This is a genomic window from Stenotrophomonas sp. DDT-1, assembly GCF_001580555.1.
In the GTDB taxonomy this organism is placed as follows: domain Bacteria; phylum Pseudomonadota; class Gammaproteobacteria; order Xanthomonadales; family Xanthomonadaceae; genus Stenotrophomonas; species Stenotrophomonas sepilia.
In genome coordinates this window covers 1-14,109 of record NZ_LEKR01000067.1, presented here as the reverse complement: position 1 = coordinate 14,109, position 14,109 = coordinate 1, and the positions used below count along the sequence as shown (strand labels likewise).

At 68.2% G+C, this 14,109-nt stretch carries 12 protein-coding genes; 6 read left to right on the top strand and 6 right to left on the bottom strand.

Annotated features, from left to right (window positions below; all coding sequences use genetic code 11):
• Positions 1-366 precede the first annotated feature (366 nt).
• From AB839_RS20065 to hemH, 3 genes are all read right to left on the bottom strand, one after another.
• Positions 367-2,472 (bottom strand): methyl-accepting chemotaxis protein, encoded by a 2,106-nt coding sequence (locus tag AB839_RS20065; RefSeq protein ID WP_061480674.1) that lies wholly within the window; start codon positions 2,470-2,472, stop codon positions 367-369.
• A gap of 290 nt (positions 2,473-2,762) precedes the next feature.
• A complete protein-coding gene (locus AB839_RS20060; RefSeq protein ID WP_061480673.1) occupies positions 2,763-3,617 on the bottom strand; it encodes an alpha/beta hydrolase in 855 nt (284 codons plus the stop codon).
• A complete protein-coding gene (gene hemH, locus AB839_RS20055; protein ID WP_049411985.1) occupies positions 3,614-4,576 on the bottom strand; it encodes a ferrochelatase in 963 nt (320 codons plus the stop codon). Before hemH ends, AB839_RS20060 begins: the two co-directional genes overlap by 4 nt.
• Before the next feature lie 165 nt (positions 4,577-4,741).
• Between hemH and AB839_RS20050 the strand changes: the two genes are divergently transcribed.
• From AB839_RS20050 to tatC, 4 genes are all read left to right on the top strand, one after another.
• Positions 4,742-5,635: a YSC84-related protein gene (locus AB839_RS20050; RefSeq protein ID WP_061480672.1), complete on the top strand. Its 894-nt coding sequence runs from the start codon at positions 4,742-4,744 to the stop codon at positions 5,633-5,635.
• A 75-nt stretch (positions 5,636-5,710) separates the two neighbouring features.
• On the top strand, positions 5,711-5,938 hold the full coding sequence (gene tatA, locus AB839_RS20045; protein WP_005420453.1) for a Sec-independent protein translocase subunit TatA: 228 nt from the start codon (positions 5,711-5,713) through the stop codon (positions 5,936-5,938).
• A gap of 15 nt (positions 5,939-5,953) precedes the next feature.
• Positions 5,954-6,412, top strand: coding sequence for a Sec-independent protein translocase protein TatB (gene tatB / locus AB839_RS20040; RefSeq protein WP_061480671.1), 459 nt, complete (start codon positions 5,954-5,956; stop codon positions 6,410-6,412).
• Entirely contained in the window at positions 6,409-7,158 is a 750-nt protein-coding gene (gene tatC / locus AB839_RS20035) for a twin-arginine translocase subunit TatC (RefSeq protein WP_005420449.1), read from the top strand. Before tatB ends, tatC begins: the two co-directional genes overlap by 4 nt.
• Positions 7,159-7,243: 85 nt before the next feature.
• Here tatC and AB839_RS20030 read toward each other — a convergent pair whose 3' ends face one another.
• From AB839_RS20030 to AB839_RS20020, 3 genes are read right to left on the bottom strand one after another with little or no spacing between them, the layout of a single operon-like run.
• Positions 7,244-8,155, bottom strand: a complete 912-nt coding sequence (locus tag AB839_RS20030) for a BPSS1780 family membrane protein (protein ID WP_061480670.1) — start codon at positions 8,153-8,155, stop codon at positions 7,244-7,246.
• 49 nt (positions 8,156-8,204) lie between these two features.
• Positions 8,205-8,951: a glutamine amidotransferase gene (locus AB839_RS20025; RefSeq protein ID WP_061480669.1), complete on the bottom strand. Its 747-nt coding sequence runs from the start codon at positions 8,949-8,951 to the stop codon at positions 8,205-8,207.
• Entirely contained in the window at positions 8,923-10,758 is a 1,836-nt protein-coding gene (locus AB839_RS20020; protein ID WP_061480668.1) for a GspE/PulE family protein, read from the bottom strand. Before AB839_RS20020 ends, AB839_RS20025 begins: the two co-directional genes overlap by 29 nt.
• An 83-nt stretch (positions 10,759-10,841) precedes the next feature.
• Between AB839_RS20020 and glyQ the strand changes: the two genes are divergently transcribed.
• Both glyQ and glyS read left to right on the top strand, forming a co-directional pair.
• A complete protein-coding gene (gene glyQ, locus AB839_RS20015; protein WP_049412007.1) occupies positions 10,842-11,753 on the top strand; it encodes a glycine--tRNA ligase subunit alpha in 912 nt (303 codons plus the stop codon).
• Between the two features lie 87 nt (positions 11,754-11,840).
• A complete protein-coding gene (glyS, locus tag AB839_RS20010) occupies positions 11,841-13,916 on the top strand; it encodes a glycine--tRNA ligase subunit beta (RefSeq protein ID WP_061480667.1) in 2,076 nt (691 codons plus the stop codon).
• The last annotated feature ends 193 nt before the right edge of the window (positions 13,917-14,109 follow it).

Here is a 14,109-nt window from a genome sequence, read left to right as displayed (position 1 = left end):
ATCCCATCCCGAACTCGGAAGTGAAACGCAGCTGCGCCGATGGTAGTGTGGCTCAAGCCATGCGAGAGTAGGTCATCGCCAGGGTTTACACCCAAAACCCCGCTGCTGACGCAGCGGGGTTTTTCTTTGTGCGCAGGAAACGTGGGTAGTGCCGACCGCTGGCCGGCAACCCGATGGCGTTACATCGCCCGGTAGATCCACGCCATGCGTGGATGCCGTCCACGAGGAAGCATTGCGCCAACCAAGGTTGGCCGCTCCTCACGGCAGGTCCGGAAGCGGACTTTTCCTGACCCATCACGCAAAAGCAGGCAAAAGAACGGCGCCCTGCGGGCGCCGTCTTGACCAGGATCGCATTGCAGGCCCGGATCAGGCGGCCCGCGGGACCTCGTGCGGTTCCTGCTGGTGGAACACCGATACCGCCTCGGTAAGCGTCCCCGCCTGCGACTGCAGCTCGCGTGCGGCCGCGGTGGCTTCTTCCACCAGCGCCGCGTTCTGCTGCGTGGCCTGATCCATCTGCACCACGGTCTGGTTGATCTGCTCGATGCCGGTCGACTGCTCCTGCGACGCTGCGGAAATTTCGCGCATCAGGTGGCTGACATTCTCCACGCCGCCGACAATGCCCTGCATCCGCTTGCCGGCGTCGGCCACCAGCTGGGCACCTTCGCCCACCTGCCGGCTTGCCTCATCGATCAGCTTCTTGATTTCCTGTGCGGCGGCGGCAGAACGCTGCGCCAACACGCGCACCTCGCTGGCCACCACGGCGAAGCCACGACCCTGTTCACCGGCACGCGCGGCTTCCACCGCCGCATTGAGCGCGAGGATATTGGTCTGGAAGGCGATCCCGTCGATCACGCCGGTGATGTCGCCGATCCGCTTCGAGGCGCCTTCAATCGCCTGCATGGTGTCGACAACCCGCTGCATCGCGGTGTTGCCATCACTGGCGGCGCTCTGCGTGGACGCAGCCAGCTCACTGGCCTCGCGCGCATGCGCAGCATTCTGGCGCACGGTGGCGGTCAGCTCCTCCATCGAGGCTGCGGTTTCCTGCAGGTGCGCCGCCTGGCGCTCGCTGCGCTCGGACAGCGCACCATTGCCTGCAGCGATCTCGCTGGCGGCGGTACTGATCGAGGCTGCGCACTGCTGGATGCGGCCCACCATGCGCGCCAGCTGGCCGGCGGTGGCGTTGGCATCGCGCTGGATCGCGGCGAAGGCACCGTGGTACTCACCGCGCATGCGCCGATCGAGATCGCCGTTGGCCAGCGCCGAAAGCATCTGCCGTACTTCATCGACGGTGCTGCCCAGCGTATCGAGCAGCTGGTTGATGCCACCGGTCAGGCCATCGAGGAAGCTGGCGCCTTCGGTCGCCTGCAGGCGCTGGCCCAGATCGCCGGCAGCGGCAGCAGCGACGATGCCGGCCACGGCGTTCTCAAGCGCCAGCTCCTGGGTACGGTCATGCCATTCCACGGCGAAGCCCAGGCGCATGCCCTGTGCGTCGAACACCGGGGTGACCACCTGGGCGAAGTGCACCGGGCCGATCTGTACCTTGCCGTTGTGGCTGGCCTGCAGGCCGTTGAGGATGGCGCGGATACGGTCCGGGTTGGCATGGAAACGATGGATGCTGCTGCCGACCAGGCGTTCGGCATCGAAATCGGGGAAGGCCTGTCGCAGCGTCGCCTGCTGGTTGCGCAGCAGGGCTACCACCGAGCGGTTCACATAGCGGATCACGTGGTCGTTGTCAGCGATCATCATCGCGGTCCGCGAGGCATCCAGCGCCTGGCGGATCTGCGCGTTCTCGGCATGGGCCGCCGCCTCGAGACCACGCTGGGCCTGCACGTGGCGTGCAGTGTCGGCCAGGGCGTGGGCGAGTGAACCCGGTGCATAGGCGCTGGTGTCGGCATGTGCACCAAGATCGGCACCGGTGGCAATGTCGCGTGCCAGCGCGGCAAGCCGACGCGGGCCGTGGCCAAGGGCCTCGGTCTGCTGCCGAAGGCGCAGTGCGACCTGGCCGAGGAACAAGGTCAGGCCCGCGAACATGCCGGCCTGCAGCAGCGTTGGCCACGCGGCAGCGCCCGCCTGCAGCGGTGCCAGCAGCGCGAGCGTGCCGACGCCACCGGCCAGCCACACCGGAAGGCGATCGCGGTGGCCCAGCAGCACGCCCAGCAGCAGGGCAATCGGCAACGCCGGTGACAGGCCGGCGATCGCGCACAACACGGCCAGCTGCAGCGACAACAGCAATGCCAAGCCGTTGCGGGCGACGGCCCGGCCCGCCTGCGGTCCGCCGAACCACGCGGCTGGCAGCACGGCGACGGCCACCAACGCGGCGGCCTGCAGCTGCGGACCCCGCAGGGCCAGCACCAGGCCGGCCACCGCCAGTGCCGCACTGCCGATCAGCAATCGGCGGTCAGCGCGGTGGGCGAGCTGCTGCAGATGCGGCAGGCGGGCGGTATCGGGGGGACGAGTGGATGCAGCGGACATCGGCGACTCCTGGATCAGCAGACGACAACGGCCACACGGTGACGCACGCACGAGTGCGTGGCCAGGGCATGGACCGGGAATTCGGGGAATGCGACGCAATCAACGTCGCGCAGACGGGGCGCCGTGACCACATCCTGTGGGTGACGGAGCAATGGAGCGGGCATGCGGACTTCCTTGCAGGACCAGACACACGCCGCAGGCCCGACCGGGCCCACGTGCTGCGGACGCAGTGGCCCGCAACCGATGTATCGGCCGCAACTGCGCAGAATGAAGTGCGCGGACGCTGCGACTCAGTCGGCGTTGTCGTTGCTGAAGAAGCGCAGGATCACCGGGGCGATGCGTGCCGGGTCTTCCATATGCAGGTGGTGGTTGCCGGGAAACACGGCCAGCCGTCCATCACGCAGGTGCTGCAGGCGATCGCTGCGCATCGGCTCGGGGTAGTAGGACTGTGCCGGCGTGGCATAGATCACCTGCGTCGGGCAGGCGATGGCCTGCAGCAGGTTGTCGATCTGGCCTTCGCTGAGGCGGATCGCGGTGGGCAGCATCAGGCGCGGGTCGCTGCACCAGCGGTAGCCACCTTCGACCGGTTCCACGCCGCGCTCGACCAGCAGCCGTGCGCAGGGTTCGCTGAGCTGGTTGGTCATCATCCGCGCGCGGATCGGCGCTGCCAGATCGGGAAACACGCGCAGCTGCTTGCGTGCCAACGCCCGCGTGGCGTTCACATGCTCGCGCAGGCGATGCGCCGTTTCTTCCTCGGGACCGCGCAGGCCGCCGAGTGCTTCGATCGCCACCAGCCGATCGACACGGTCGCTGACCGAGGCGGTGAGACTGGCGATGCCGGCACCCATTGAATGGCCGAGCAGGCTGAATCGGTCCCAGCCCAGCGCGTCGGCCACATCGAGTACGTGGCAGATCGCGGCGGCCGTGGTGTAGCTGGCACCCGCCGGCAGGTGCGCGCTGTGACCGTGGCCGGGCAGATCGATGGCAACCAGCTGCAACGCCGACAGGTGCGGCGCCAGCGGCACGAAGCTGGCGGCGTTGTCGAGCCAGCCATGCAGGGCCAGCACGCGTGGGCCGCCGCCGTGGTTGCGCAGGCCGGCGACGCGTGCGCCCCCGACCTGGAATTCAAACGGTTGCAGGCTCATGCCAGCGAGGACACGGCCAGCCGTGCCAGGGCGCGTGCATGCTCCGGCTCGGCGTTGAGGCAGGGGATGTAGCGCATCGTCGCACCGCGCTCGGCCAGTGTTTCGGTGAAGCCCAGCGCGACCTCTTCCAACGTTTCCAGGCAGTCGGTGGCGAATCCGGGGCAGACCACGTCGATCTGCTTCACGCCGGATTCGGCCAGCGCCCACAGGCTGGGCTCGGCATACGGCTGCAACCAGCGCTCGCGGCCGAAGCGCGACTGGTAACCCATCTGCCAGTCGTCCTTGTCCAGGCCCAGTGCATTGGCGATGGCCTGCGCACTGGCCTCGCAGCGCTGCGGATACGGGTCGCCCGCGTCGGCCAGGCGCTGCGGGATACCATGGAAGGAGAACATCAGTTTCTGACCGCGACCGTGCTGTTCCCAGTAGCGGCGGATCGAGCCGGCTACGGCCTCGACCCAGCCGGGATCGACCGAGTAATCCCGCACCAGGCTCACGGTCACGCCCGGGTTGCGGCGCTGCCACGCATCGACGCGGTCTTCGACCGAGGCGGTGGTGGTGGTGGAGTACTGCGGGTACAACGGCAGCACGACGATCCGGCGCGCGCCGTCGGCGGCCAGACGGTCGAGCTCGCCGGCCAGCGCCGGTTCGCCATAGCGCATCGCATGGCGCACCGTCAGGGTCGGCAGCAGGGCCTGCATGGCCTGCGCCAGCTGGCGCGTATGCACCATCAGCGGTGAGCCGTCGGGCAGCCAGACCTGGGCGTACTTTGCCGCCGACCGGCCGCTTCGCAGCGGCAGGATCAGCCCGCGCAGCAGCGGCTGCCAGAGCAGTGCCGGAATCGCGACCACGCGCGGGTCGGACAGGAATTCGGCCAGGTAACGGCGTACGGCGGGGGCCGTCGGCGTCTCGGGCGTGCCTAGGTTGACCGCCAGCACGGCGGTATCGGGTGCGTCGAGCATGGGCGGTATTGTCGCCTATCCGGCGCCGCACCGGGATGCAGGGTTCGGATTGCAGGCATAGCGCGCATCAATGCGGGCAGGGAACGCTCATTGGGGATTCATGGCAACACCACTAATTTCAGTCACTTGCTATATCTTCCTATGGACTGACTTCTGGAGCCTGCCATGCGTCGCCCGATCCAAGCCCTGCTGATCGCCGCCAGCCTGCTGTCCAGCCAGGCCATGGCCGGACCGCAGGAAGACCAGCGCGCCCGCAACGCCGTGCGCGTGCTGGCTGAAATCCAGGAAATTCCTGAACAGGGCATTCCGGATAAATTGCTCGACGAAGGCCGCGCGGTCATCGTCATTCCCGACACGATCAAGGCCGGTCTGGTCATTGGCGGTCGCCGTGGCCACGGCCTGATGTCGGTGCGCATGCCCAATGGCGCCTGGTCCAACCCGGTGTTCGTGAAGCTAACCGGTGGCAGCATCGGCTTCCAGGCCGGCGTGCAATCTTCGGATGTGGTGCTGGTGTTCCGCAACGACCGCAGCCTGGACAATCTGGTCAACGGCAAGTTCACGCTCGGCGCCGATGCCGGCGTTGCCGCCGGTCCGGTCGGCCGCAATGCCGCCGCCGCCACCGACGGCCAGCTGAAGGCCGAGATCTGGTCCTGGTCGCGTGCCCGTGGGCTGTTCGCGGGCGTCGCGCTGGATGGTGCGGTGCTGCAGATCGACGATGCCGCCAACCTTGACGCCTACGGCAGCAACACCACGCCGCGCATGATCTTCGAAGGTCGCGCCGCCGGTGCGCCGTCGATGGACGTGGTCGCCTTCCGTGATCGTCTGGAAGAGGCCACCTACGCCGCCCGCAACAACCGCAACGGCAACGGTGGCAGTGCACCGCGTCCGGCGGCGACCCCGGCGGTTGCGCCGGCGCCTGTTCAGGCAGCGCCGGCCGCCCCAACCGAAGCCACCACCGCGCCGCTGCAGAACGTGCCGCAGAACCCGCCGCCGCAGCAGCAGGGCTTCCAGCCGGTCAACGACGGCGAAATCCGCACGGAAACGCTGGGCGGAAACTGACTTTCGTCACGCGCGCCGGCTAACACCCGGTGCGCTATGCTCGACAGCCTGATCACTAACGTAACGAGCGTCTTTATGGGCAGTTTCAGCATCTGGCATTGGTTGGTCGTGCTGGCCATCGTCCTGCTGGTGTTCGGCACCAAGCGCCTGACCAGTGGCGCCAAGGACCTCGGCTCGGCGGTCAAGGAATTCAAGAAGGGCATGCGCGACGAAGACAAGCCGAACGCGCAGCTGGGCGATGAGTCGCGCAGCCAGGACGCCTCGCGCACCGCGCAGGACGAGCACGACCGTAACGCTCGCTGATCCGGAGCGGTTGCGGTGTTCGATATCGGCTTCAGCGAACTGCTGGTGATCGCGGTGGTCGCCCTGGTGGTGCTCGGTCCCGAGCGCCTGCCCAAGGCGGCCCGCTTCGCCGGCCTGTGGGTGCGCCGTGCCCGCAATCAGTGGGATTCGGTGAAACAGGAACTGGAGCGCGAACTGCAGGCCGAGGACATCAAGCGGCAGATGCAGGACGTGCGCCAAGGCATGCAGGACACCGAGAACCAGCTGCGCGCCAGCGGTGAAGCGATCCGTCGCGAAGCGCAGCAGGCGCAGCAGCAGGGCGATACGCTGGCGCAGGAGGTTCGCGCACCGGCGCCTGCGGATCTGCCGCCGCATATGAGCGCTGCGCCCGATGCCGATGCGCCGGCACAGGAGAGCGTTGCTCCCGAGCCTACGCCGGCGACACCCCCTGAAGCCGGTGCTCCGACGCCGCAGCGCACGGAGCGCCAGCCATGAGTGAACAGGATTTCGGCGAAAGCTCGCTGGTCGAACATCTGGTGGAGCTGCGCGGCCGCCTGGTGCGCGCACTGCTGGGCCTGGGCGTGGTGCTGCTGGCGCTGCTGCCATTTACCCAGAAGCTGTACAACGCGCTGGCCGAACCGCTGGTCTCGCAGCTGCCCAACGGGCAGACGATGATCGCGACCAATCCGGCCGGAGCCTTCTTCGCGCCATTGAAGCTGACCTTCTTCGTGGCCCTGTTCGTGGCGGTGCCGTGGCTGCTGTACCAGCTGTGGGCCTTCGTCGCCCCGGGGCTGTACGCGCGTGAGAAGCGCCTGGCGGTGCCGCTGCTGGTGTCTTCGGTACTGCTGTTCTACACCGGCTGTGCCTTCGCTTACTTCCTGGTGCTGCCGGCGGTGTTCCATTTCCTGACCACCTTCAGCCCGGACGTGATCGCGATCACCCCGGATGCGAATGCCTACCTGGATTTCGTGCTGGCGATCTTCTTCGCCTTCGGTGGCAGTTTCGAACTGCCGGTGGCGATGGTGATCCTGGTCCTGCTGGGCTGGGTGACGCCGCAGCAGTTCAAGGAAGGCCGTGGTTACGCGATCGTCGGCATCTTCGTGCTGGCGGCGGTGCTGACCCCGCCGGACGTGGTTTCGCAGCTGATGCTGGCGATCCCGATGTGCCTGCTCTACGAGCTGGGCATCCACGCCGCACGCTGGCTGGTGCCATCGTCGGCGGTGAAGAAACCCGCCGCGTGATGCGGTAGCGCCGGGCCATGCCCGGCGTGCGGGGTGCGATGTGATGCCACCGCCGGGCATGGCCCGGCGCTACCGGTGGGACCGGTCAGGCGTGGAACACGTCGCTCGAGGTCGGCGTGGTCGGGACCGGCGGCGCCGCGCGGCTGCCACGGTGCACGAACATCTGCTTCCACGCGGCGTAGACCGCGCCGACATACAGCGGCATCAGCACCGTGGTCAGCACCAGCTGGGCGATGAAGGCGGCAGCCAGCGGGCCTCCGATCAGCATCGCGATCTGGATCACGATCACGAACAGGATGTAGATGCAGAACGCAGCGATCAGGCCGAGCACGGCGAACACGATCATCGCGCCGATGTTCTCGATGCAGCCCTGCAGGCTCAGGCGCAGCGCGTGCATGCCGCTCTGCTTGTCGAACACCACCAGCGCCGGCTGGGTGAACATCGCCAGCGAGAGCGCCACCGCGCTCAGGAACACCAGCAGCATCCACAGCGCGATGCGCTTGGCCGGCAGGTTGGCGACCAGCGCCGCGGCATCGTCCGGCTTGATCTGCTGGCCACTGCGGCTGATCTCTTCCATCTTGGTCATGACGTCGCTGAAGGCGGTGAAGCCTTCGCGGCCGATCATCATGAACAGCAACGCGCCCAGCAGCAGCACCGCCAGCACCTGGATCGCCAGCGGCACCAGCAGGTGGCTGACGCGGTGGTCGCGGATCGGCTGCAGCAGGTGCGAGGACAGGCCCGGGCGGCCTTCGTCGATCTCACCCACGGCGTAGAGCATGCCGCCGAACATGATCGGCGAGATGGCCAGGGTCATCAGCTGCACGGCCATGCCGGCGGCGCCGGGAATCAGCGTCGACAACAGGGTGACCACCCAGCTCACCAGCAGCCAGGCCAGGCCGATCCGGGCCAGCTGCAGCGGCGCACGCCGATACAGCGAGAACGTATCCAGCAACCACTGGGCGCCCGCCGAGGCCGGCAGCTTGCGAATCTCTTTCATGGACATCCGGGAAGGACAGGAGGGGACGGGCGGTTGCCCGTGCCGCTGATTATCCCTGTTTTGCCGCCGGCTGGGCTGAAGACAGCCGCGCCTGTCGGACGAAGCGGCGCAGCAGCTGGCGGGCCAGCGGTGCGGCGCTGACTGCGCGCTCGATGCTGCGCGCGCAGCCGCCGTGGCGGCCGATGCAGTCGGCGCGGGCGCGCACGTAGCCGCGCATGTGGTGGGTGGCGAATTCGGGGTGGAACTGCACGCCCCACGCCTGGCGCCCCCAGCGGAACGCGTGGCAGCCATCCAGCGGCGAGCGTGCCAGCACCTCGGCACCGTCGGGCGCGCGCAGCACGGTCTGCAGGTGGGTGGCGTGGGCGGCAAAGTGCTGCGGCAGGCCCTGGAACAGCGGATCCTGTGCCGCCTGTGGCTGCAGCTCCAGCTCGATCGTGCCGGACTCGCGCCCGGCCGGATTGTAGGCCACCTCACCGCCCAGCGCATGCGCCAGCAGCTGGTGGCCGTAGCAGATGCCGAACACCGGCAGGCCGGCGTGGACGGTCTGGCGCAGCCACGCCGCGCTGCGCTCGCTCCAGTCGGCGTGGTCAGTAACGAAGGCGGCCGAGCCGGTCACCAGTACGCCGGCGAAGGCGCGCGGGTCGGGCAATGCGTCGCCATGTTCGACATCGACCACCACCGTCTCGTGCTCTTCCAGCCCGGCGGCGACGCGGATCCAGTGCGGAAAGCGCCCGTAGCGGCGCAGCGACGGTACCGGGCGGCCGGTTTCAAGGATCAGGAAGGGGGCTGGGTTCATCCGGGGGCGGCAGCACTGACAGGACTTCCTCGATTGTAGTCAGCCCCTGCGCCACCTTTTCAAGCCCGGCCTGGCGCAGGGTTCGCAGCCCTTCAGCGCGCGCGGCACGGGTGAAACCGGCCAGATCCATGTCGGCGCGGATCTGCCCGCGCAGCCGCGAGCCCAATGGCAGCAACTCATACAGGCCGATGCGGCCGAGGAATCCGGTGCGCCGGCACTCCAGGCAACCGACCGGACGACAGGGCGTGGCGGCATCTGGATATGCAGCCTGGCTATCAGCGAGCACCGCCCAGTCGGCAGCACCAAGGGTGTGCGGCTGCTTGCAGTGCGGGCACAGGGTACGCACCAGGCGCTGGGCGAGGATGCCGTTGAGGGTGCTGGCCAGCAGGTAGTGCGGCACGCCCAGGTCGAGCAGGCGGGTGACCGCCGACGGTGCATCGTTGGTGTGCAGGGTGGACAGCACCAGATGGCCGGTCAGCGACGCCTGCACCGCCATCTGCGCGGTCTCCAGATCGCGGATCTCGCCGATCATGATGATGTCCGGGTCCTGCCGCAGCAGGGTGCGCACGCCGCTGGCGAAGTCCAGGTCGATGTTGGCCTGCACCTGCATCTGGTTGAACTCGGGCGCGATCATCTCGATCGGGTCCTCCACCGTGCACACGTTCACGTCCGGCGTGGCCAGCCGCTTCAGCGTGGAATACAGGGTGGTGGTCTTGCCCGAGCCGGTCGGGCCGGTGACCAGCACGATGCCGTGCGGGCGCTCAACCAGTGCATTCCAGCCAGCGGCCTCCTGCGGGCTGAAACCGAGCTGGTCGATGCTCTTGAAGGCGGCATCGGGGTCGAAGATGCGCATCACGCACTTCTCGCCGAACGCGGTGGGCATGGTCGACAGGCGCATCTCGACCTCGCGGCCACCCGGCGAGCGGGTCTTGATGCGGCCGTCCTGCGGGCGCCGGCGCTCGGCCAGGTCCATTCGGCCGAGTACCTTGATGCGGCTGACCACCGCGGTCATCACCGCCGGCGGCACCTCGAACACCTTGTGCAGCACGCCGTCGATGCGGAAGCGCATGCGTCCCATCTCGCGGCGCGGTTCCAGGTGGATGTCCGAGGCGCGCTGCTCATAGGCGTACTGCAGCAGCCAGTCGACGATGTGCACGATGTGCTGGTCGTCGGCATTGACGTCGCCGGTGCGGCCCAGCTCGACCAGCTGCTCGAAGCTGGGCAGGGTGGTGTTGGCCTCGCCGCGGACGTCGCCGCGCGCGCCACGCACCGAACGGGTCACCCCGTAGAACTCCATGGTGTAGCGGTGCAGGTCGAGCGGATTGACCACCGCCAGCTCGATGCGGCGGCGGGTCAGGTGCTGCAGGTCGCGGCGCCATTCCTGCACCAGCGGCTCGCTGGTGGCCACCAGCACCCGTTCGGCATCCACTGCCAGCGGCAGGAAGCGGTGGCGACGGGCATAGGCGTGGGAGACCAGCGCGGTGACCGCAGCGACGTCGACCCGGGTCGGATCGATGCGCAGGTAGCGGCTGCCGGTGCGTTGGGCCAGCCATTCGGTCAGGCGTTCCAGGGTCAGTTCGCCGCCGTCGCGGGTGGCCAGCTTGAGGTTGGACAGCAGCACCAGCGGGTGCACTTCACTGGCATTGCGCGCGCCCTGTGCGGAAAACCGCATGCGCTCGCCCTCGTGCTCGGCGACCAGGCCGTCGGCCAGCAGCGCCGCACCGACCTGCTCGAAATGCAGGCGGCCCCCAGGCAGCGGGACGCCGCCTGGCTCGCCGGGCGTGCCCACCGGCAGCCGATGTTCCATCTGCCTGCTCCTCCCGGGTACGGAATGCCCCGCAGGTCGGCCGTTATACTAGCGCACCCCCTTGCCGGCCAAGACTCGTACGCATGTCCGCGACCCCGACCGTTCCGATCACCTTCCAGGGCCTGATCCAGACCCTGAACCAGTTCTGGGCCCAGCAGGGCTGCGTGCTCATCCAGCCGCTCGACCTGGAGGTGGGCGCCGGTACCTTCCACCCGGCCACCTTCCTGCGTGCGATCGGTCCGGAAAGCTGGAACGCGGCCTATGTGCAGCCGTCGCGGCGCCCGACCGACGGCCGCTACGGCGAGAACCCGAACCGCCTGCAGCGCTACTACCAGTACCAGGTGGCGATGAAGCCGGCGCCGGACAACATCCAGCAGCTGTACCTGGATTCGCTGAAGGCACTGGGCATCGATCCGCTGGTGCACGACCTGCGCTTCGTCGAGGACAACTGGGAATCGCCGACGCTGGGCGCGTGGGGCCTGGGCTGGGAAGTCTGGCTCAACGGCATGGAAGTGACCCAGTTCACCTACTTCCAGCAGGCCGGTGGCCTGGAGTGCCGCCCGGTGCTGGGCGAGATCACCTACGGTCTCGAGCGCCTGTGCATGTACCTGCAGAACTGCGACAACGTCTATGACCTGGTCTGGACCTACGGCCCGGACGGCCAGCCGGTGACCTACGGCGACGTCTACCACCAGAACGAGGTGGAGCAGAGCACCTACAACTTCGAATACGCCGACGTGGACGAAATGTTCCACCGCTTCGATGCCTGCGAGCGTGAAGCGCAGAAGCTGGTGGAAGTGGGCCTGCCGCTGCCGGCCTACGAGCAGGTGATGAAGGCCAGCCATACCTTCAACCTGCTCGATGCGCGCCGCGCGATCAGCGTGACCGAGCGCCAGCGCTACATCCTGCGCGTGCGCGCGCTGGCCCAGGCGGTGGCCAAGGCGTATTACGAGCAGCGCGAGAAGCTGGGCTTCCCGGGTGCGAAGAAGGCCTGACCGCCTTCCTGCACCGTCCCGCTTTTCATCAACTACCCGGGGCGCCGGACGCGTTGCGCGCTGCGCCCCCACCACAGGATCGAACCGATGAGCCAATTGTCCCCCCTGCTGATCGAACTGGGCACCGAGGAGCTGCCGGTCAAGGCGCTGCCGGGCCTGGCCCAGGCGTTCTTCGACGGCGTTGTCGAAGGCCTGCGCAAGCGTGGCGTCGCGCTGGAGCTGGGCGATGCCCGCCCGCTGTCGACCCCGCGCCGGCTGGCCGTGCTGCTGCCGGGCGTCGGCCTGGAACAGCCGGAACAGCACAGCGAAGTGCTGGGCCCGTACCTGAACATCGCGCTGGATGCCGAAGGCCAGCCGACCAAGGCCCTGCAGGGCTTCGCCGCCAAGGCCGGGATCGACTGGACCGCGCTGGAGAAGACCACCGACAACAAGGGTGAGCGCTTCGTGCACCGCGCGGTGACCCCGGGCGCGAGCACCGCCAGCCTGTTGCCGGACATCCTGCGCGAGGCGATCGCGGCGATGCCGATTCCCAAGCCGATGCGCTGGGGCGATCACGCCTGGGGCTTCGCCCGCCCGGCACACTGGCTGGTGCTGCTGCACGGCGCCGACGTGGTCGAGGCCGAACTGTTCGGCCTGCAGGCCGGCCGCGCCAGCCGTGGCCATCGTTTCCACCACGACCAGGCCGTGTCGCTGGCGCAGCCGCAGGACTACGTTGAAGCGCTGCGCGCCGCGTTCGTGCTGGTCGACCCGAGCGAGCGACGGGCGCGCATCGTCGCCGAGGTCGAGGCCGCCGCAGCCGGGGCCGGTGGCAGCGCCCGCATCACCGAAGACAACCTGGAGCAGGTGGTGAACCTGGTCGAATGGCCGTCGGCGGTGCTGTGCAGCTTCGAACGCGCGTTCCTGGCGGTGCCGCAGGAAGCGCTGATCGAGACAATGGAGATCAACCAGAAGTTCTTCCCGGTGCTGGATGCCGCCGGCACGCTGACCGAGAAGTTCATCGGCATCGCCAACATCGAATCGAAGGACGTGGCCGAAGTGGCCAAGGGCTACGAGCGGGTGATCCGCCCGCGCTTCGCCGATGCCAAGTTCTTCTTCGACGAGGACCTGAAGCAGGGCCTGGTGTCGATGGGCGACGGTCTGAAGACGGTGACCTACCAGGCCAAGCTGGGCAGCGTGGCCGACAAGGTGGCGCGCGTGGCCGCACTGGCCGAAGTGATCGCAGCCCAGGTCGGTGCCGATCCGGCGCAGGCCAAGCGGGCTGCCGAGCTGGCCAAGAACGACCTGCAGTCGCGCATGGTCAACGAATTCCCGGAATTGCAGGGCATCGCCGGCCGCCACTACGCCGTGGCCGGTGGCGAATCGGCCGACGTGGCGCTGGCCATCGACGAGGCCTACCAGCCACGCTTCGGTGGTGACGACATCGCGCTGTCGCCGCTGGGCAAGGTGCTGGCCATCGCCGAACGCGTGGATACGCTGGCCGGTGGTTTCGCTGCAGGCCTGAAGCCGACCGGCAACAAGGACCCGTTCGCGCTGCGCCGCAATGCGCTGGGACTGGCCCGCACGATCATCGAAAGCGGCTTCGAACTGGACCTGCGCGCGCTGATGGCCAGCGCCAATGCCGGCCTGGCCGCGCGCAACGTGCAGGCCGATGTCGGCGAGCTTTACGACTTCATCCTCGACCGCCTGAAGGGCTACTACGGCGACAAGGGCGTGCCGGCCACGCACTTCAACGCGGTGGCCGAGTTGAAGCCGGCCTCGCTGTACGACTTCGATCGCCGCCTGGATGCGATCGGCACCTTCGCCGCGCTGCCGGAGGCAGAGGCGCTGGCCGCGGCCAACAAGCGCATCCGCAACATCCTGCGCAAGGCCGAGGGCGAGATTCCGGCGCAGATCGACGCGGCACTGCTGCAGGAAGATGCCGAGCGCGCGCTGGCCGAAGCGGTGACCGCCGCCATCGATGACACCGGCGCCAGCCTGCACCAGAAGGATTATGTGGCGGTGCTGGCACGCCTGGCGCGCCTGCGTCCGCAGGTCGACGCGTTCTTCGATGGCGTGATGGTCAACGCGGAAGATCCGGCACTGCGTGGCAACCGCCTGGCGCTGCTGACGATGCTGGGCGAGCGCTTGGGCAAGGTGGCGGCGATCGAGCATCTGTCGAGCTGACGCCCGTATCGGTAGTGCCGGCCGCTGGCCGGCATTGCCCCCGATCTGTGGGTTGCCGGCCAGCGGCCGGCACTGCCGGAGCATCGCCGGCGGATGTCTATCGGGGTCATTGCCGACATCGTGGACGATGCCGGCATCCTGATTGGTCGATTGCGACAATCGACGCCTTGCGGTGTATTTTGACCGCCACTTA

What these genes read in the sequence shown, in the direction of transcription:
- AB839_RS20030 (WP_061480670.1), bottom strand. Translation starts at nt 8,155, where the DNA reads ATGAAAGAGATTCGCAAGCTGCCGGCCTCGGCGGGCGCCCAGTGGTTG.
- glyQ (WP_049412007.1), top strand. Translation starts at nt 10,842, where the DNA reads ATGTCCGCGACCCCGACCGTTCCGATCACCTTCCAGGGCCTGATCCAG.
- AB839_RS20025 (WP_061480669.1), bottom strand. Translation starts at nt 8,951, where the DNA reads ATGAACCCAGCCCCCTTCCTGATCCTTGAAACCGGCCGCCCGGTACCG.
- AB839_RS20060 (WP_061480673.1), bottom strand. Translation starts at nt 3,617, where the DNA reads ATGAGCCTGCAACCGTTTGAATTCCAGGTCGGGGGCGCACGCGTCGCC.
- hemH (WP_049411985.1), bottom strand. Translation starts at nt 4,576, where the DNA reads ATGCTCGACGCACCCGATACCGCCGTGCTGGCGGTCAACCTAGGCACG.
- tatC (WP_005420449.1), top strand. Translation starts at nt 6,409, where the DNA reads ATGAGTGAACAGGATTTCGGCGAAAGCTCGCTGGTCGAACATCTGGTG.
- AB839_RS20065 (WP_061480674.1), bottom strand. Translation starts at nt 2,472, where the DNA reads ATGTCCGCTGCATCCACTCGTCCCCCCGATACCGCCCGCCTGCCGCAT.
- AB839_RS20020 (WP_061480668.1), bottom strand. Translation starts at nt 10,758, where the DNA reads ATGGAACATCGGCTGCCGGTGGGCACGCCCGGCGAGCCAGGCGGCGTC.
- AB839_RS20050 (WP_061480672.1), top strand. Translation starts at nt 4,742, where the DNA reads ATGCGTCGCCCGATCCAAGCCCTGCTGATCGCCGCCAGCCTGCTGTCC.
- glyS (WP_061480667.1), top strand. Translation starts at nt 11,841, where the DNA reads ATGAGCCAATTGTCCCCCCTGCTGATCGAACTGGGCACCGAGGAGCTG.
- tatA (WP_005420453.1), top strand. Translation starts at nt 5,711, where the DNA reads ATGGGCAGTTTCAGCATCTGGCATTGGTTGGTCGTGCTGGCCATCGTC.